Annotated in this window: 13 protein-coding genes; 1 reads left to right on the forward strand and 12 read right to left on the reverse strand. The window is 47.3% G+C overall.

The features are described 5' to 3' along the window. Positions 1-11 precede the first annotated feature (11 nt). The 11 genes from QUA74_RS23355 to QUA74_RS23405 form a co-directional block, all read right to left on the reverse strand. Positions 12-2,069: a caspase family protein gene (locus QUA74_RS23355; protein ID WP_333333935.1), complete on the reverse strand. Its 2,058-nt coding sequence runs from the start codon at positions 2,067-2,069 to the stop codon at positions 12-14. Positions 2,070-2,632: 563 nt separating this feature from the next. Then, positions 2,633-3,574: a ParB/RepB/Spo0J family partition protein gene (locus QUA74_RS23360; RefSeq protein ID WP_333333937.1), complete on the reverse strand. Its 942-nt coding sequence runs from the start codon at positions 3,572-3,574 to the stop codon at positions 2,633-2,635. Then, on the reverse strand, positions 3,571-4,326 hold the full coding sequence (locus tag QUA74_RS23365; RefSeq protein ID WP_333333939.1) for an AAA family ATPase: 756 nt from the start codon (positions 4,324-4,326) through the stop codon (positions 3,571-3,573). The genes QUA74_RS23360 and QUA74_RS23365 overlap by 4 nt, the downstream gene beginning before the upstream one ends. A 224-nt stretch (positions 4,327-4,550) precedes the next feature. After that, entirely contained in the window at positions 4,551-6,893 is a 2,343-nt protein-coding gene (locus QUA74_RS23370) for an ATP-binding protein (protein ID WP_333333941.1), read from the reverse strand. A 520-nt stretch (positions 6,894-7,413) separates the two neighbouring features. After that, on the reverse strand, positions 7,414-8,217 hold the full coding sequence (locus tag QUA74_RS23375) for a hypothetical protein (protein ID WP_333333943.1): 804 nt from the start codon (positions 8,215-8,217) through the stop codon (positions 7,414-7,416). Positions 8,218-8,222: 5 nt separating this feature from the next. Continuing rightward, on the reverse strand, positions 8,223-10,229 hold the full coding sequence (locus tag QUA74_RS23380; protein ID WP_333333944.1) for a hypothetical protein: 2,007 nt from the start codon (positions 10,227-10,229) through the stop codon (positions 8,223-8,225). 169 nt (positions 10,230-10,398) lie between these two features. Further along, positions 10,399-11,049, reverse strand: a complete 651-nt coding sequence (locus QUA74_RS23385; protein ID WP_190274473.1) for a hypothetical protein — start codon at positions 11,047-11,049, stop codon at positions 10,399-10,401. A 185-nt stretch (positions 11,050-11,234) separates the two neighbouring features. Continuing rightward, a complete protein-coding gene (locus QUA74_RS23390) occupies positions 11,235-12,320 on the reverse strand; it encodes a hypothetical protein (protein ID WP_333333947.1) in 1,086 nt (361 codons plus the stop codon). Between the two features lie 23 nt (positions 12,321-12,343). Beyond that, positions 12,344-13,339, reverse strand: coding sequence for a hypothetical protein (locus QUA74_RS23395; protein ID WP_333333949.1), 996 nt, complete (start codon positions 13,337-13,339; stop codon positions 12,344-12,346). Positions 13,340-13,353: 14 nt separating this feature from the next. Next, positions 13,354-16,557, reverse strand: coding sequence for a hypothetical protein (locus tag QUA74_RS23400; RefSeq protein ID WP_333333950.1), 3,204 nt, complete (start codon positions 16,555-16,557; stop codon positions 13,354-13,356). Between the two features lie 62 nt (positions 16,558-16,619). Then, the gene (locus QUA74_RS23405; protein ID WP_333333952.1) at positions 16,620-17,234 is read right to left on the reverse strand and encodes a hypothetical protein; all 615 of its coding nucleotides are present in this window, start codon (positions 17,232-17,234) and stop codon (positions 16,620-16,622) included. Between the two features lie 177 nt (positions 17,235-17,411). Here QUA74_RS23405 and QUA74_RS23410 point away from each other — a divergent pair, with 177 nt between their 5' ends. Next, the gene (locus tag QUA74_RS23410; protein ID WP_333333954.1) at positions 17,412-17,534 is read left to right on the forward strand and encodes a hypothetical protein; all 123 of its coding nucleotides are present in this window, start codon (positions 17,412-17,414) and stop codon (positions 17,532-17,534) included. Positions 17,535-17,660: 126 nt separating this feature from the next. On the opposite strand, the gene QUA74_RS23415 is transcribed toward QUA74_RS23410, so the two are convergent. After that, positions 17,661-19,877, reverse strand: coding sequence for a hypothetical protein (locus QUA74_RS23415; RefSeq protein WP_333333957.1), 2,217 nt, complete (start codon positions 19,875-19,877; stop codon positions 17,661-17,663). Positions 19,878-19,935 lie beyond the last annotated feature (58 nt).

The raw sequence follows: 19,935 nt of genomic DNA on the forward strand, positions 1-19,935 counted from the left end.
AAAGGGCGATTTCACACTAGGACTTTGGGAGAAGCCACTAGCTTTTCACTATGCAGGGTTCTGCGTTGCAGGAAAAAAGAACGTTCTATTGTTGTCCACTCCTCATTCGGCGGTAGACTGGTAGGTCGAGCATCGCGCTCGCCGTTCCCCGTCAGTGCCATATCCAGTAACTGCTCCAAAAGCGTGTCGCTTTGTCGCGAGCCGGACTGTAGCAGTACGCTAAAGTCTACTGGGTAAGTTGTGGCAAAGACCTTGAAAGTTTCAGTTCCTCCCGATTCGGAATTGGGAAATTTGTCTGGTAGGTACAACTCTATCTGTTGACCTTGGCGTGCGCCAATGTTGACGTATTTACTGGGTTGAAACTGCTGGTTGGCTCCTGCAACCGGGTAGAGCGCAATTATCCCGTAAGTCAGCCCGAAGTCTAGAACACTGACATAGATCGGTTCATTATGATGGTTAACGATCTCAAATATCAGGCGATCTCCCTCTTCAAAAACAATCAGTCCGCTATCATCTTCTGGTTTAGCCTCTACCCAGTTGCCATCAAAAGCCTGTCGCTTCAGGATGAACTCCACTTGGCCGTTAAGTAAGCTTTGGAGGTTGGGGTTATTGAGAGCTAACGCCGAGCGATAGCGCACGATTTTCTCTAAGTTTTCGCGTATTATGACCTCAGCGTCGGCTTCGTCCACAGCACGAGTCGGCATCATGAGCTGACCATCTGCTCCCACCACAGCCCAAGTTGGTTTAGTAATGGCTCCCAACCGGGGTACAGGAGTGCCTTCTCTGATTTCTGTGCGGGGTGCGATGATATAAACCCGTGCATCAGCAGGTTCGCCCTCTTCGGCCGGGCGCAGCAGTGCTGAGGAAGAAATCAGCTCTAGCAACTCATTCACATTCGCTTCACAGTCCGTCAGCATGTGGATTTGTACCTTCAGGCGCATCTCGCCATAGAAGTGAGCTTCTTCTACGGCTCTAGTCCCTGCGGTAATAGAGCCAGTCAGATTTTCTTCAACAATCTCGGCATCAGATGTCACGGCGCGGACAGCCGTAATCTTTACCGTACCGAGTTTTTGAGTTTCCTTAGCTACTTGTTTGGTTCCTGATTGGTAAATAGCCCATTGCGAACCCGCAGTGAGTCCGTGAGCTGCGCCTGCGCCCAAGGTGACTCGATTGCCTGTGCGCTCCTTGAGCAATACAAAGCGGACAGGTTGGATTTCCCGCACGTTGAAGAGTTCCCTATCCCCCGCTCCTTCCATCTGCGGGTGCTGGGAAGAGTATTTTGCTGTCACTGAGGTACTCGTGCGTTCAAAGATATCGCGATAGGTTGTGCCTGACTTGGCTTGTCGCAATTGCTGGCACAAGAAATACGTCAAGGCTCCGTGGTAAGTTTTGCTGTTATCTTGCGTTATGGAGTGTTCGTAAGCTTTCTCCTCAGCACTACAGCCAGCGATGAGTACATACCGCTGACTAAGGGGTAACCAGCCACTAGAACCAACATCCCGCTGCGTTCCTCTAAGCAGAGTATTAGCTACAGGCGATGGTGGGAGTTCTTCAATTGGACGGGTATCGGGTTCAATCCAGCGATCGCTAGTGCCAAAAGTGTCGCGGACGATGCCCCCTGAGTGACAGGAATCGAAGAGGAGGGTTATGTACGGGGTCTTCTCGCTCAGGCGCAACAGCCAGTCGTAGAGTTCGTCGTCTGTGAGATCGCGGTTTTCGTGGGGATAGCGCCCACTATCCCAAGGCACAATGGTTTCGTCCATGCCATCGGGTTTGTCGCCCTCGCGGTCAGTCATCTGGGAGCCGTGACCGCTGTAGTGGATGACCGCAATATCGTCAGAGCCTACACGTTCAACTAATTGCTGTAAAGCCGTCAGGATATTGTCGCGGGTGGCCTGTTCGTCCAGCAATTGAGTGATGTGTGCTTCTAAAAAGCCAAAGTTTTCTTGCAGGATTTTGGTCATTAACTCCACATCGTTCATACAGCCTTGGAGTTGGCGTACATATTTGTATTTGTTGATGCCAATTAGCAAGGCCCACTTATTGTTTTTCACTGCACTGCTGCTCATAACCAGTCTACCTCGCCCGATTAACGCTCTCATTAACTTGCTCAGAATTCTGCTTCCGCTTGCACTCCTGCATGCTCCAACGACAGTGTCGCCAACGCTGGTAAAGACAATATTTTTGGCTTCCTTTTCAATAGTTCAGAGAGGTCTCAACTGAAGAGCTGCGATCGCGCTCTCGACGCAGGTAGGCAGGGTCTACAGGAATTCCCTAAAATTATAACTTCAGGGAAAGCTGCTTGTAAGTACCTACACAAAATTAATTACACATCCGACTTTGTTACTCTTTAGACGTATCAAGGGTTTCAAGTCAACTCAGTCGGCAATTAATTTTGTTTACCTACTTAATTACAGCAATGGCAGCGTTGGCTCCATGAGGATTGGCAATGGCTGCGGTCATTGCAGCCGTAACAATAAGCTGAAGAGCCGATGCGCGTTGTATAGTCGAGACTAGCATTCTGCCCGTTCCATAAGGATTTCCGAAGCGCAGCGGCTGTGAAATTTAGATTCACAGCAGCTTGATGCGAAAAGAAGCGAGTAATTTAAGTAGTTTTACTTTAAAATCCGCTTCATTTTTCCAATCCCTCACCCACCAAAGCTTCCAGTTCAGCTAACAGCTTCTCTAGTTTCTTTTGCTTTTTGGGGTCATCCCAAACCTTAGACTTTTTCACTCGCTGCAAAGCTGTATCTACGCGACTTTTAAGTGAGTGATTTGGTGCAGTCGCCTCCCCTGTACTTTTCGCTTTTAAATCGGCAATGCGCTGTTTGATTTGGGTCAGGGAGAGGTCGAGAGCGATCGCCTCTTCTAACAATTGGAAGCGCTCTGAGCTATCCTTAACTCGGGCGATCGCTCTGGCTTTAGTATACTCAATCTGTCCTTTCCGCAGCGCTCCAATAACATCATCTGGCAGGTTCAGCAACGGGAGGCGATTGGTTCGGAAACTCTCTGGAGTGTACTTCCCGACGAGTGCAAATATATCGCTTACTATTTGCCACTCCGAGCTGTGGATAACGTTATCCACACCGGCGCGTTCCGGGTGCGCGGCTGCTCCGAGCAAAGCAATAACTGACGAGGAGGTAGAGTTCAATTTCATTGCCAGCAATTGCAGAATTCCCTCAGTTTCCTCAATCGCATTCAAATCTTCCCGCTGCAAGTTCTCCAGCAGTGCAATTTGCAGAGCCTCTGTGTCTGTCAGTTCCCGAATCACAACAGGAATCTCAGTCAAACCTAACGACGAAGCGGCTCGATAGCGCCGTTCTCCCGCTACCAATTCGTACTTGTTGCCATCTATTGGGCGTACCAGGAGCGGTTGCAGAATCCCTAGCTGCTTGACTGACTCCACCAGTTCTTGCATAGCTGTCGGATCGAAATAGCGGCGTGGCTGCTGCTGGGGCAAGACAATTTTGTCTATGGAGACAAGGGAGGATGCGGCATCTTCGCTGTCGCTGGTTCCTAATAGAGCCTCAACCCCTTTGATTTGATAAGGCTGATTGTCGCGCTTTTGATTCATGCCAGAGCTAAGAGTCCTTGTGCAATAGTATCGAGTACGGCGACGGCTGGATGTTTTGGATTGTACACGGCCAGAGGTACGTGTTGCTGTGACGCATCGGCGAAAGCGACAGTCCGAGGCACGGCAGGGTAAATCGCACCAATCTTCTCCAGAGAAGTAGTAATTGACTGCAAACTTTGAAAGGCCTGTACAGTACGGGTATCGTACAGCGTCGGAATCACTCCAGCAATCTGCAATGAACGATTAGCGCGTTTTCTGACGCGAGCAATGGTTTGCAACAGCAATTCTGTTCCTTTGAGAGCTTTATATTCAGTCTGAATCGGAATTAAGACGTGAGTGGAGGCAACTAGACTGATATAGGATAGGATGCCGAGCGAGGGAGGGCAGTCTATCAATATGAAGTCATAGTTCGAGCTCAGGGGGTCAATGACTTCTTTTAGCCGACTATCTCTCATGTCAGCCACCACCAGTTCCAGCTCTGCTCCGCTCAAATTAATATTGGAAGGAAGCAAGTCCATGTTGTGAAGGTTTTTGCGGAGCGCCGCGTCAGAACCGTTCATAATAGACTCGTAGACAGTCTCCTGTAACTCAGATGGCTCCAAGCCCATGAAGGTGGTAAGTGAGGCTTGGGGGTCCATATCTACTAACAAGACTTTTTGCGAACGCCTCGCCAAATGGTAGCCTAAATTCATTGTCAAACTGGTTTTGGAGACACCGCCTGACTGGTTGAACAGCGCAATAATTTTGCTCATCTATTTTTAAGCACGCAATAAACGTGTTGATTCAACAACAATATTAGTGGACTGCGGCTTATTCTAGGCTAATCTTTGAAATAACTTTGAGAACCGCCTCTGATAACTGCGATCGCAGTTAGCATTGAACTATCGCAGTTAGCATTGAACTATCGCAGTTATCATTGAACTAGAGATGTTCAGCGCAGTCCCTACCCATAATCTTGGATTTGGGTGGGGTTCGTTCAAAGGTAGTGTTGAGTTAAATCGCTGATAATATCTAAGCTCATATTATCAACTAATTTAGTCAGAGCCACAGCAAGAGGCTTCTGCGACAGGGGGATTCGCTCAATCAACAGCCTTACCGCTTGCTCGTCTCCACAAGCGGCTGCTTTATAAAGCTTCTTAATCGACTCCCTCGGCAACACAGATAGCGACTCAGAAGTCAGTTGCATAACAGGCTCATCCTGTTCGGACTTCCTAGACGACTCCTCTTCATAGATATAGCGAACTCCCAAATGAAGCGCCATCTTCTCAAAAATTACTGTTTCTCGGAACGGTTTGGCAACAAAGTCATCGAAGCCATTCGACAAAGCGAGTTTCTTGGTTTCAACAAACGCATTAGCGCTCAAAGCAATAATTTTTGTATTGGAGCCGTCAGGCAGAGAACGAATTTTTCGAGCAGCTTGAAAGCCGTCTAAAAGCGGCATTTTCAAATCCATCCAAATTAAATCCGGCTTGTACTTTTGCCACAATTTAACAGCCTCAGTTCCGTTATCCGCAAACCACAAAAGAAAGCCGGCTGACTTCAATATCTGAGTTAGTAGCAACCGATTTGCAGACTCATCGTCCGCTACCAGAATGCGATAATTTTGTTGGTTGGGTGCCAGTCCATTCACTTGTTTTTGAGGCTGGATGTCACGGACTTTGCTCTGTGTTGCACGACTCACTTTAATGTAAAAACTGAAAACCGTTCCTTTCCCCACAGAACTTTTGACCTTAATATCGCCACCCATCAGCTTGACGAAAGAGCGGCTGATGGGCAATCCCAAGCCCGTTCCCGTTTGTGATTTCCTGCCAGTTGCTGTTTGCACCAACGGCTTGAACAAAATGCTAAGCTCGTCAGGCGCAATACCAGGACCTGTATCCTTCACTGAGAACTGGAGAAAGAATTTGGGTAACGGTTTTTTTGCCAGCGGCTGAAGGCATTTTACAGTCAGCTTCACCCTACCCGCCTCAGTAAATTTAACAGCATTACCTAACAAATTAATCAAAACTTGACGCAGCTTGCTTTCATCAGTTCGGATGTATTGCGGCACATCAGAACTGCGTTCAAAAACAAGTTGCAAGCCCGACGACTGAGTTTTGAGCTGAAATAAAAGTTTTAAGTCATCGAGCAAACTGTACAAGTCAACAGCAGTTTCTTCGAGGGTGATTTGACCTGCTTCAATTTTGGACAGCGACAAAATATCGTTGATTAGTTTCAACAAATGCTCGCCACTGCGATTGATAATATCTAAACTCGACTGCTGTTCCGGTGCAGTTTTTTTAGAGTTTACAAGGAGGTGGGCAAAGCCGATAATCGCATTCAGAGGCGTTCTCAATTCGTGGCTCATATTGGCCAGAAAGGTACTTTTAGCGCGATTGGCACTTTCGGCTGCAATTTTAGCTTGTTTTAGTTCCTTTGTTTTCTGTGCAACTTGCTGCTTTAAATCGCCAGAATATTCTTCTAACCGCTGGCGAGATGCTTTTAACTGGCAATTCATGCGCTCGAAAGCACAGGCTAGGGCTTCGAGTTCGGCAACACCGCTACCTAAAACTGTTGAGTCGAAGTCGCCACCAGCTATCGCCTCTGTTGCCGAAATTAACCGCTGCAGCCGCTGTTCTATTCTTAGGGAAATGGACAGCAAAAGGCAGATAGAAAGAACCAAAGCCAGCAGCACGAGCAAAATAGTGTTGCGGGTGTTAGCCTGAACTTTGTCCGTAAAATCGGTTTCAGGGACAACTGCTACAATCAGCCAGTTTAAGCTTGAAGAGTTTTCAAAAGGTCTGACTTGCAGTAAGTATCTAGAGTTGCTGGCGGTAAAGTTAAGATTTTGGCTGCTGTTAATAGCAGCGAGGCTGCCATAATGTTTAAGCAAATACTCTGTGGAAAGCTGGATTACTTGTTGTTGCAGAGCTTGGGCGCTTTCTCGCTGCAGTCCGTCAACAGAAATAGACGGTTTTGGTTCAGTTACCTCGTTCCGAGCCACTAAACGTCCCGAACGGTCTAAGATAAAGGCTTGACAGTTAGGGCTAATGAGGAAATCGTGCAAGTTGAATGTTGAGGTTGGGGTGGGAAAAGCAGGATTTGTTTTTTGTTGAGGCAATATTGTTTTTGGAGAGTCTGACCCATTTGTTTTCCCATTTGGTTTGATTGTGACTCCGGCTGTTTGACTTGGGGGAAGTTGGTTCACCGAACCAGTTTGCATTTTCTTATAAGTCCCTTCTTCTTTCCCAACCCCAACCCCTTCTTTTAAGTAGTTGTCAAGACGGTCAGAGATGCGGCTCGTTGCTTCTCCCAATAGCTGTGCAACTAAGTCATTCATTGTCTGCCGCCCTGTTTGAAAAGAAAGCCATCCCGTTAGAGCTAGTAAGGTTGAAATTAGGAGAGCGTTGGGGACTGTAAGCACAACGCGCAGCGGGAGGGCAGACTTTTTTTGAACTGAGCTTTTTGGGCTGAACATTGGTTAAAAAAAAGGAGTGGGAATGAGGAAAAAAAGGTTCTTCTTCAGAGGGGAGTAACACCAGAAGTAGAAGAGTTCTCCTCTTCTCACTCACCATCCCCGCTCGGTCTCGTTATGCTGTTTAACTAATTCCTATTAATAGTGCAGCCTCAAACCAATCTGAATCAGTCAAAAGCCATAAGTTCTCAGAGCGAGCGGTTAGTGACACAGGCTCCAGCCTGACTCAGGTTGGCAGTATTGAGGAGAGGATTCGCATCTCAACTTTTCGATAATCGGATGGGTAATAGGAAGTTAGGAGACAGTCAGTCAATTCTCTCCCACTCCCCATTCCCTACTCCCCACTCCCCATTCCCGTTACCTATTCCCGCAGCTCCGGCTCCAATCAAAAAGCAGAGCGACTTTTAAGAAGCCGAGTAGTTCGGGCTGTTGGCGGTTGTCGCTGTTGAAATCTTGTTCCAGGGTAGTTGAATTCTTCTCGTGCAATGCGGCTCAGCTCGACAATTACAGACAAGTCTACTCCGGCTCGTGCAGCAGCATCGGCCGCCGATAGATTCTGATTTCTTACCAGAGCTAAAAATTGTCGCACGCTGTAGACTACTGGGTCGCTGGCTGCTGTGTAGCCTTTTTGAATGGCAATCAGCAATCCTTTTTCAACATCTGATGCTGCGGGGGCGCGACCTCTATCAACGTTCAGAGTCGGCGACATTCTTGGGGTGACGGGAGCGATGCGAATTCCTAAGTGTTCTGGTTCTTTTTTGGTAGGAACGATGTTGAAGTTGTAAAGTCGCTGTTTCCCTTTTGAATCTACAGTTTTGATTGAAAGGTTAGTGATGGTAGCTGTGGTAGCTCCCGGAAAATTGAGCGCTTGAATGGGACGCAAGAAAACAGTTTTGGCTTGGCCGCTTGCCAACTGTGCGTCGGTGCTGAAAACTATTTTTGAGGGGTCGGCAATTAAAACGTAGGCGACAGCTTCATCGGTTGAGCTGAAGTCGATCGCACTCGCGCGACCGGGATAGACTAAAATATCGATCGCACTATTGACGGCAATATCTCGACCCACAGTTTGATAGCCTGTTACTCTTGATTGAGCAAAAGCACAGTCGGGGTAGCTTGCAGCAGCGAACACTGCTGTGAATAAAAGCCCTCCGAGGGAAAGCATTCTTGGAGATTGGATGCGAGTAGTCATGGCAGTTATCGGTAAATGTTGAGAAAGCTGTTAACAGTAATAGAAACCGGGGTTCCTTTATTAACCACAGCTACATTAGGGCGGTTTAAAAGTTCTTCAGTTGCTCTATCGGAGCGGCTTTCCATCCGTTTTGCTAAGGGGCTGAAGAAGCCATCGAGGACGGCTGACCAAATTTGGGGGTCTCGACTTTCAACGGTGGTTGTACTGCTCCCAAACCTACCGCTAATACTGCTAGAACTCCTGACTTTAGGCTCTGCGAATACTTGACCGACTCGTCCAACTCCCGACAGCACTGCGGTGAGGATATCCTGTCCGGCAACATCGGAACCTGGGTCGAAGTAGCCTGAAGCAATCAACGGCCCAGAGCCCTCTCCTGCAATCAAAATTGCGCCTTCTGGAATGGGCTGCTGTTTAATCTGACCGTTTCTATCAGAGTAGACGAGCGCCACAGCAGTAGCTTGTACCATGCGATTGGTCTTGCTGACGGTGCTGGCTTTGGCAATGACAACCGTGCCCGCAGGAAAAGCAATAGAGCCGTCAGTTGCCGTGAAGTCGGCTGTGAGGGTGACGGCAAATTTGTCGTAAAGCTGTTTGCCTGAGCCTTCATCCCACAACAGGGGAACCGAAACTACGCCGTTGACTGTGGTTCCAAGGGGAACCTGAGCTGTTTGGGGCGTGCGGTTGAGAATGCCTTTTGCCCCTGGGGAGTTTACTTGTTCTAGGGTAGGGGAATTTGTTAAGGCAGAAGCCTCTGGAGCAGCTTCTGGGGAAAGGGTTTGAAATTCTGTATCGGGCAAGAACGTTCGGCTAGCACTGAGTCGAGTCGCAGTCTCGATTGAGTTATCAGTAGAATCGGAACTTGTTTGGGGGGAAAAGGGAGCCGGAGTTAATTGGTTAGTGGGGTTTTGGGAGTTGTCGGTGGTTTCGAGGCTGTCCTCTCCATAAGGAAGCTCCGGGTGTAGCCTTTCCCCGCTGGCGTTATTTGGGTGGCTATATAGTTTTTCTGGGATTTGCTCGAAAGAAACGTATGAGGGTGGCGACTTTTGGTTGCCGATATTGACTGTTAGGAATTCAGTTGTTGGAGCTGGCTTTGTCAGAGCGGCGGCGGTAGCACTTGTTGTCGCTGGAGTGCTTGGTGTTGCACTCACGGCATTCGCTATTCGGTTAGGGTCAAAATTTCCCCTAATTTGTCCGAGTTGGGCGAGTTGGTTCCACCGCTCAAACGGGTCGATTTTTTCTTCTGTTGGAGTTGGAATTAAAGGTGGGGGTATTAACGGTTTGAGTATGGGGGCCGGTGCGGGTGTTCTTGAGGGTACTCTTTGAGGTATGGGTGCGGGTACTGTTACCGTCCGCACTACTGTTCGGGGTACGGGTAGGGGTTCGCGTAGAGGAGTAGGTGGCGGTGCAGCGCTCCGGGTAGCGACTAGACGCGGAGTTCGCGGATTTCGTGGGGCTCTTGACGGTTTGGGCGACGGTTCTGTTTTGGGTTTTGCGGTTTTTTGCGGTTTTTCGGCTAACAGTTTTTGTTGGTCTTGGTAAGCTAATTTAGCCAGCAACTCCGGTTTTTCATCTTTAATGGTGCCAGAAGAGCTTTCTTTTGGTGTTGATTGTGCGATAGCTTCGCGAGGTGATTTAGGCTTGATAAATTGCCAAATCAGCAGTCCTAGCAATAGTATTCCACCAGTCAATAGCAGTATTGTCACTGCTCTAGGAACGCCTCTTTCGGAAACAGGCGGGGGCAGTGGGCTTTCCTCATCTTGAGCGAGTTGATATTGAGTTTCAAGTGTTAGGGGTGCATTGGGGTCGAAATTAGCAATGAAGTTTTCATCAATATCATCGTCAGAAGGGGAAGGGTTTGGAGAAGGGGAAATAGGGGAATTGATGTTATCGTCATCATTATTAGGGGTATATTCACTTGATGCAGTTGTATGATTCATATTGGCTGTAGTGGTACTATTATCAGGAGTGGTATTAATTGGATTTTCGGTTAATCCATTTCTTTTGTTAGTCATGGCTTTAGAGTTGAATGTGTTGTGTTTAACTGTACATAAAAAAGCAAAGAGAGAAGACTTCAAGCAAAGGGATGGAACATACTAAATGTTTAAATTATTTAGTTGTTACGGTAGGTTTTTAAATTTACCCACTTGCAGGTTCGTCCCCTTTCCATGTCTCTTTCCTTTTCTATGGTTTGAATTCGACAATTCGGGAAATTTCTAATCCGGCTGCTCTCAAAGAGTGAATAGTCTTCTCTAATTCATTAGCGTTTTCTTTGAGAGGGGATTTGGGAATTTCTACGGCTTTGACGGTGAAGGTTCGATTAAACTGTTCTCGGCTTTCTCCAATGCCTTGCTCTAGCACTACGCGAGTAGCAATTACATCTATTTCCCAAACACCTCTTTTTATTTCTCTGGGTTCTGAGATGTGAGAGATATAGACTCCTGATCGGGTTTTTCCTGAATAGATGGTGTTGGGAACGAGTTTGGCAAGTTCGACCAGGGAAGCTTTACCAAACTCTGATTCCATCATCAAGGAACCCATCCAAGCAGTTGTAGGAACTTGGGAACCTTTAACTTTAATGCCGGGGTCTGGGTCATTTGTGCCGGGAATTTTGCCTGACCAAGCCCAGGTTAAATTTACCCAACTGGATACAAAATTTTGGATGATTTTCGGCTCTCTGTACAGTTCATCTTGTTCTGCAATTCGTGCTGCGGTTCCGTCTTTTAACTGGACAAAGGTAACTTTTCTTTGAGATAAGGCTCTCAAACTGACTGTATTCACTAAAACAGTAATTGTCAGGAGGAAAACAAAGCTTGTGAGTAGAACAAAGCACAAGGCTAAGGTGTTTTTAGATTCCGGGAGTAAGGGTTGTGATTGTGGGAATTTCATATTATCGAAGGGGATGGCGAGATGGGGGATAGAGAATAGGGAGATAGGGAGGGAATGGATTGGGAAACTGGGTTTGAGTAGTGAGTAACAACTCGGTTCGGTGAAGAAAAAGCTATCGGAATTTCCTTCCCCTAGATCAGTTTTCCAGCAATAACGCCGATCGCGTTACTGGCAATATCTGTAAGCTGTTTGGTGCTATTGGCGATCGCACTGTACAAAGCAGTTCCTCCACCCTTGGCAATTAACACGGCAAGAACGGGAGAAAACACAGCTAAAAAGAATAAAAAGGCGATATCTGTAACTAACTCTGCATCGGACTTGACAATCACTACAGCGACTAATCCAACGACAATGTTGTACCCCAATTGCACTCCAAATAACGACAGAAATCCTATTAGCCAAGCCCAGATAGGTTTTCCTTGGAGTGGCAATAGTGATAAACCCATTGCCAGAGGCCCGAATAAAGCTGTTAGCAACAAGGCTGCTTCTAAAATATTGACAAATGCCCACTGTACTGATCTAAGAATTAAGCGAATGATGGGCAAGACAGTAGACCTAAAAACTTGTCCTGCAAAATCGCCATTTCCTATATCCTGAAGATTGGCAACATTGCCTAAGTTTTCGACAAATCGCTGCAAGCTTTTGAGAGGTCCTCCATTTTGCTGTTCGGCTGCCTGGAGGATTTGTTGAGCGGGCTGTTTTTTGCTGTTCCAACATTCCACTAAAGCTGATCCAACTTTGCCCTGACATTCGCTGTAGAGTTTTTCGATTTCTTCTTTGCCAGCACTGGTGAGGTTAACGTCGCTCAGGGCAGTTCTGAAGGTCATTTCTCCGACTTGAATTTTCATAATTTCTTGAACTTGAGTGCTGCCTACAGCTTTGATGAATTTGACGCTTTCAGCTAAGACTTTACCGTTGTTGCTGAGAAATACTACAATTACGAGTGGCCAGATAAACATGGCTACTAGCTCTGACCAAGACTGTTTTTCGATGATTTCTTTGCCACTGGTGACAGCGAGGTAAGTAACAGATATTCCCGCCAGAATTAGTCCTAGTTTGACTAAGGCAATCCAGAGAGAGGATTCTTGAGTGTTGAAGGTGTTAGACCAAACTAAATTCCACGATTCGACGGTTTTTTGAGAGACTTCTATAGCGTCAGATAGAGTGTCCAGGGCTTGTCCTGCTGTGCTAGTTTGGGCGATTAGTTGTGTCAGCATCGCGGTGTCTCCTTGTTGTGATTTCAGTCTTCGCTTGCCCCCAGGGTGATGCCTCCCGGCATTTGAAACAGTCCGGCTTGAGTAGAAGAAGCGGTAGCCGCCGCAGCATCCTGCCGTCTCTGGGCTGTGTTAATTTCGTTGAGTTCTTCAGCTTGTTGAGCGTTGAGAATGTTGGCAAAACTGCGATCGATTTGAGCTTGCTGGCCCTGCATGACTAAGGCACTTTGATTTTCTGCTGATAAGGCTGCTTGCTTAGCTGCGATCGCACTTTGTTGAGATATGTTTCTCATAATGTTCTGTGTGACATCTTGACCTTCTGAATCAGCACCCAATTCCATTGAATTTTGGCTCTCGCGATGAGTTTGCTCTACGTTCTGCTGGACAATTTCTTTCATCTGAGCTTGCTTTTGTTGAGCTTCTTTACTGAGAGTGGCTTTATTGGCTTCACTGACAGCACTTTCTCTTTCTGCGAGTTCTGCGGTATTCTCTTTGAGGCTGTAAGAATCTTGCGGTCTCTTCTCTAAAGCAGCGGATAGTTTTGTCCCTTCGCTTTCGGAGGTGTTGCCGTCCATTATGCTTTTAACTGCTTCTTTTAGGTCTGGAACTTTCAATTCTCCCAGGAATGAAGAGAGGGTTGACTCTATTTCACTGCTAAAATTTTCGACTTTATTTAACAAATTGTCCCAGATGCCTGAGATGCTGTCGGAGATGGTGGAGATGGTATCGGAAATTTCGCCTGTTATGTCGCTAATTGTGTTTTCTATACCTCCTATTTCTTTCGGGTTGCTCAAGAAGTTATTAGCTGATTGTTGGATTTGGCTTTCTATTTGTTGATTGGGAACTGTGAAGCTGGAGCGGTTGAAAGTGCTGCTGTTAGGATTGTTTAAGCTGGGAAGCTGTGTTGCAGTCGGATTGCTGTCAGAGGTTTGAGCTTTTGCTTCAACAGAATTTAGTATTAAGCTCAGCCAAATTGCAGGAATGCCGAGGGCAAGTTTAACAAGCAATTTCGGTGATTTCATCGGTTTTTCTCCGTCTAGCTAGCAATAAGGTCTTGAGGGGATTTGTGTCCATTGATATCAGTGACTGCATTCTTGCCAATATTGGTTAAGGAACGTCCTTCTTTAACAGCTTGTACGTATTCAGAGGCAAATTGTTTGAGTGCTAGCAATTGCCCTTTTAACGTATTGGGATATTGAGCCATCACTCGCGCACGAGCCATCAATTCAGCTTGATTATTAGCCACACTTGCTAATATCATTTCGCCTGGATAGTATCGGCTTTGCCAGAAACGACCTCCTTTTTCAATTAGCCAATTGGAATAAAGGTCGGCAGCTCTGGGAAGGAAAGCTTCTGTGGCATTTTGGCTAATTATTTCAGCCGGATATCCCAAATTTTTGATCCAAGAAGTGGCTCCGTTTGATGTCAATCTTCCGGTAATTCGATACACCATGTTTTGCATAATCATAGTTCCCGCACTACAATCGCAAATACTGTCGATATCTTGGGATAGCAAGAGCACTGAAATGCCATTTTTTCTACCCACTGCACAGAGTTCGCCTACTACTTCAGCAAATCCGTCTTTCTTAAACAAAATCGAAAGTTCATCTCCGATAAATAGGCTTTTAGGGTGAGAAAGTGCGTTGCGGATGCAAGCAGCGTGGGCGTTAATGGCCATTAAATACTGGTCTTGTTCGTTGCCCAGACCGCTAAGGGCAAAAAACTTAACAGCGGGTTCGGGTGAAAATGTACTCGGTCTGCCAATTGCTTTCCCTAAAGGTGAGGCTAGTAAGGCGTTACATTGAGTGGTAATTTGGTTGATGGCAATGCGGTCGAAGTCGGTAAAGTTTTGTAGGTTTAGTTGCTCTTTTGTGCAGAATTTCAGGAGGTTTGTGAGGGTTGGCATTTCTTGCCACGCGGTCGATTTCCAGCCTTTTTCAAATGCCGTATTGTAGCGCTCGATAATGTCGGGGTCTTCCAGAAATTTTTTCAGAGTTAGCAGCAAAATGGCATCGACTCGCTGCGCTAATTTTGGGTCGCGGACTTTACCCATGCTGATAATAGTCAGCGCTTTTCTGATAAACTCTTTCCATTGGTCTAGTCGGCGCGATCGCTCTTCTCTGTCAAAACGCCTCAAATCGGGTATTTCGAGTAGATTCGAGCTGCCAGAGGTGATGTCGTAGTACGCACCGTCGTCGCCTAACAGTTTCACTGCTGTCTCAAAGGTACTGCCGCTTCCTGCTGAGATATCCATGCCGACGACTGGGATATTAGCGGCTATTGCATCGACTGCAAATCGCCATCCCAAAACACTTTTACCGGAACCAGACTCGCCTGTTATGACAGCGCGGCTGGTTTGGTTGTGCATGAGGTCAACGTACACGGGTTTGCCACCTTTGGTGATGAATTCAACTCCTTTTGAGTCGATGTCCCTTACAGCAGTTAAGGGCAAAATACCGGGGACAGTTTCGGTGTCTAAGGTGAGGCGACGTTCGTTAATTAGCGAACTGCTGTGCAACAGCCAGCTTACAGTAATGGGCAAAGTTTCTAGCCACAGTTGCCAAGCAATGTTGCGCTCTCTTAATACCTTGGCAGAGCCGAAGCTGTGGGAGAGCATTTGGCAAGCGTGTGTTAGTTGCTCCGGCGTTGGTCGGTAGACTAAGAAGGTGACAGCAGCGTGAATTGCTCTTGCACCTTTGTACATTTTTTTCTGGGCTTCAAAGGATTCTTCCTGTTTGACTTCTGCTCCTACATCGCGACCTTGACCTTTTTCTAAAGCGCGTTTTTTGGCAGTTTTAGATTGTTTAGCTTGCCTTGCTAAGTTGTCTTGAATAATAAAGTTGGGAGCGGCGCTAATTTCGACAACGGCTTCAGTATCGCGGACGTAGCTGTTGCTCATAATTTTCCAGAGCCATTGCAGTTGCTCTCTGGTATTGAGCCAGCCGCCGGGGCCCTCTTCCATTGTTAGCACGCCGCATTCTGCGTTTCTGCCGGGGAGCAAAATGCGTGAGCTAGCTTTTCTGTGTTCTGGGCAGCTCGAACGGCCGCTCATACCTTCAATTAAAATGGTGCAGGCGTGTTTGTGACTGTTGAGGGTTTCGGTTAGTTTGTAGTCGGACGCGGTTTCTTTTAAGGTGAGAAGTTGGGGAATAGGGGGTACGGGTGAGCTGTTGAATTTTTGCCACAGCCATCCCCACAATGCTTGGGCATTCATGGGTTGAATTTCCAGTCCAATTTTGGTGTTTAGCAAGAGTTCCCACCGGATGTAGCCTTGCTCGAAAGCATCGAGCAGCAGTTGTTTGTAAAAGCGTTCAGAGTAGATGCGCTGGTTGCCTGTAAATTGTGCAGCAATGCTGTTGGCTGTGTTGATAATTCCATTGATGAATTTACTCAGAGGGTCGTTGGATTTGGAGCCAGATTGAGCGTTGAATGTCCAAGTGCAGAAAATAGTTTGGTTCCACAGTTGTCTGGTGCCTGCTAAGTTGAGTTCTTGAATGCGTTTCTGTTCGTTACGAACGAGTACAGAAATGGGTTTGAGGTGACAGTTGTCAGCCAATTCAGTTAACTGTTGCTGGCGAACGCAATCGCTGCTGTAGCAGCCGGTGTGAAAGGTCATTTTTTCGCCTGGGGGAATGTCTTTTAGCCCTTCTTCTAAGGCGGTGGCTGCATTGTTTACTTCATGGCGGTACAGGATGTTGTGAAAGCCAGCCGTCTCGAATCCGAATACAATTTGGTATTGACTGCCTTCATTCAGTAAGTAACCACAAACTTCTCGACCATCCTTTTTGATAGTGACTAAACACAGGAGGTTTTGGTAGTTTTGGAAGGGCATAAGTCGGCTGTTACCTCCTTGTTGAGTGGGAGCAACTTTGGGTTTAAGTTTGACTCGGACTTGTGAATCGCTGATTCGGTGGCGAATCGGGTTTGGTCGGTGTTGGGGAACGGGAGAAAGGTATAAAAGATTACCGTTGTACCACTCATTCCCCGGCGGAGGTCTAAACCTGTCTACAAAAAGGTGAGGTTTGTTACCTGTCAGGAGCCACCAGCTTACAATTAGCCAGAAAGTAGTGATGAAAAACCAAGGCATTCCTAAGCGGAATAGGCCGTTGGTGAGGATGTAGGAAATTACAGTGATTAGCATCCAGGGAATTAGCTGTTCCGCTGGAATGATGCCGATGCTGGCTTGTTTGCCGAGAATTTTGTTGACGGAAATAAAGTCTTTATCTGGGTCTTTGAGCATAATTTAAAGGGTTTAGATTTGAGGTTGAGATGTGGGAAGACAAACCCTTCCCCTTTGGATAATTAAGCTCCACCTCCGCCACCGCCATTGCCAATGAAGAGGAAAGTTATTACGTCAATGGCAATTACAATGGCAAAAGCTAAGGCAACTTGAGTCACAATTGGTCGCCAGTCATTGCCTTGCTGCGCTTGGTTGTAAGCAAAAAGAGACGCGGCTGCTACTAACAAAAGGAAGGCTCCGCGAATTAAGTTGAAAATCAGTTCGATGACTTCGGCATCAATAGCTTCACCTCCTGCGGAAGCCGCTCCTTCTGCTAGCTCAGTCATAAATTCTTCTAAGCCGGAGAGGAAGATGGCGTTGGCGGGGGAATCGAGCACGGAGCACAGTGCAGTGGAGGTAATGATGGCAGTAGCAACGTGCCAAAATCGAATTTTGCAGCCGATATATCGCTCTACAATTGGAATTGCTTTAGCGGTGTGCCACAAACTCAAAAAGACTATGCTGGAGCAGCCTAAAGTTGCAATTAAGAGCGGGTCGTGAAGGCTGAAGTAGATGAGTGAGGCCAGGCAAATGCCGATGAAGGGAATGTCGCCCCGTTTGATTTTCTGTTGTTTTAACCAGCGTAATAATGAGTTTTGATTTCGTTCATGTCTTGTTTTGTCTAAGTAAGTAGCCATGTCACTTGCTCGCTAAATTTATTGCTTAAATGCTAATTTAAGCTGCATCGACTGCCTGCAAAATCACCAAAAACGGTGATTTTATACAGTGACAGTGACCCCCTCCAAATGGAGGGTGCAAGTGAAAAAAGTTACAGCCCTTTTCATGAAGCGTGAGGTACACAGAGAGCGTAGGCAGTGCCCATTGGTGTCAACTTAAGATGGAATCAAATTAACCAACAGCTTCAGGAGTTAGAACGTCAACGCCAATTAGAAGTGGAACGCCAAAAAATTTTGGAGGATAAGCAAATTGAGTATTAAGCTAAAACCAGCGATACTGACACCAGCTATTATCATCGAGCTAGAAAGGCAATTAACGAGACTTTTGTTAGCGCGATCGCGTTCATGGGTGCTCCGGCTTTTTGGGCCTCCCCATCTTTGACCGCATTACACCCCTTCCAAGCGCAAGAAATGCACCCGCCCCGACAACTCGCCAGCGACAATCGTCACTCCATCCGATGCCACAGCACAAGCCTCAATCGGGCTGTCCCCAGTGAAACTAGCAATAATCTGACCGCTTTCCAGGTTCCACAGTTTTAAGCTATTGTCAGCTGAGGCAGAAACCGCGCATCGACCGTCTGGCATCACTGCTACCGCATTGATAAAGTTAGTATGACCAGACAGGGTACGCCAGGTCTTTCCAGTATTGAGATCCCATAGTTTCAGGGTTTTGTCAGCAGAGGCAGAGATTGCCTGTCGCCTTTTTGGAATCAATGCTACTGCAAAAACTGGGCCATCGTGACCGGAGAAGGTGCGTAATGGCTTGCCACTGCTAAGGCTCCACAGTGTTAGAGTCCCGTCCCATGAGGCAGAAACTGCTTGCCGTCCATCTGGTAATACTGCGACTGCCATCACTGGACTAGCATGACCAGTAATGGTACGTAATAGCTTGCTGCTGTTGAGATTCCAAAGTTTCAGGGTGCGATCAATTGAAGCTGAAAGTGCCTGCTGACCATCTGGTAATGCAGCGACCCCAGTAACTCCGCTGACGTGGCCAGACAGGGTACGCAATACCAAACCATTGTCTAAATTCCACAGTTTCAGTGTGAAGTCATCTGAAGCAGAAACTGCTCGCCGCTCATCTGGTAGCACCGCCACGGCACAGACTGCGTTGGTATGACCCAACAAAATCCGAATTTCTGCCCCGCTGTCCAAATCCCAGAGCTTTAGGGTGTTGTCCCACGAAGCAGAGATAGCCTGCCGTTTTTTCGGTAGTATCGCTACAGCTTTGACCCTATTCGTATGCAGCAAAGGACTGTACGAGCCTTTACTATTGTCAATGTCCCACAATTTCAGGGTGCCGTCATCTGAAGCCGAGATTACCCGTTTCCCGTCTGCCAGCACCGCCACTGTTCTGACCCCTTGGGCATTATCCGATAGGGTAAACTCTTCTGCTCCACTATCTAAATCCCAGACTTTTATGGTGTTGTCCCATGAGGCTGAGATTGCTCGTTTCCCGTCTGCCAGCACCGCCACGGCTCTGACTCCGGCAATATGACCAGATATGGTGTGCAATGCTGTGCCACTGTTTAGCTCCCACAGTTTCAGAATGCCGTCCCCAGCACCAGAAACCGCACGCTGACCGTCCGGTAGTAACGCAACTGTCGCAACCCCTCTGTTATGACCAGATAGAGTGCGTAATGCTGTGCCACTATCAAGCTCCCACAATTTCAGAGTGTTGTCATTTGCGCCAGAAACCACCTGCTGACCATTTGGCAGCGCTGCTACTGCCATCACCCCATATTCTGGGTTATGTCCGGACAGGGTACGCAACTGCTCACCGCTGTTGAGATTCCACAGTTTCAGAGTCCCGTCTTTTGAAGCTGAGACTGCCTGACGTTTTTCTGGCAATACCGCTACTGCCATCACCCCATAAGCGTGACCTGACAGAGTGAGCAATTCCTTACCAGTGTTGAGATTCCACAATTTCAAAGTGCCATCGTCTGACGCTGAGACTGCCTGCAACTCATCTGGCAGCACTGCTACAGACATAACTGGTTCAGTATGTCCCGACAGGGTACGCACTACTTCTCCAGTGTTGAGATTCCATAGTTTCAAAGTACCATCATCTGACGCTGAAACGGCTTGCTGTCCGTCTGGAAACACTGCCACTGCGTTGACCCCGCCAGTATGTCCCGACAGGGTACGCAGCAATCGCTCGCTCGGTTGCGTTAGGCTAGGCGTTAGCGGACGAAACCAGGGGGCAGCTTTCCACTGTTTAGCTTGCTGGAGCATCACCTGGATCTCTGGTGCTTTGTATGAAAGCAAGCGACCTAGCAGTTGTCCAGGTAGTTGCGTTTTATCTTGCTCCAGGATGTGCGCTGACAGCCGGAGTGCGCCTTGAATTAATCTCAGATTGTCTGCATTGCGGTTCACCTGTTCCCCAGAGGTTGAGAGGTCGGGTGTGAAGGCAAGGTCGTAATCTTCAATTAGTGGCTGCGGCTCCAAAGCTGAAACCTTGGCTTCTATAAAATCGAAGTCGAGCAGCAAAGTGTGCAGACGGTCTAGTTGAGAAGACTCTACCAAGAGCTTTGGTAGATCCCGCAATCTATAAATCCGCGTTCCCTGTGGTAGTTGCTTTAAACGTTCTGCTAACTTACCCATCGTCAAACATCCCTTGCCACAGCCTATTTATTTCAAAATCTGCTTGTTATTTTGGATG

It is taken from the genome of Microcoleus sp. LAD1_D3 (assembly GCF_036702135.1).
In the GTDB taxonomy this organism is placed as follows: Bacteria; Cyanobacteriota; Cyanobacteriia; order Cyanobacteriales; family Microcoleaceae; genus Microcoleus.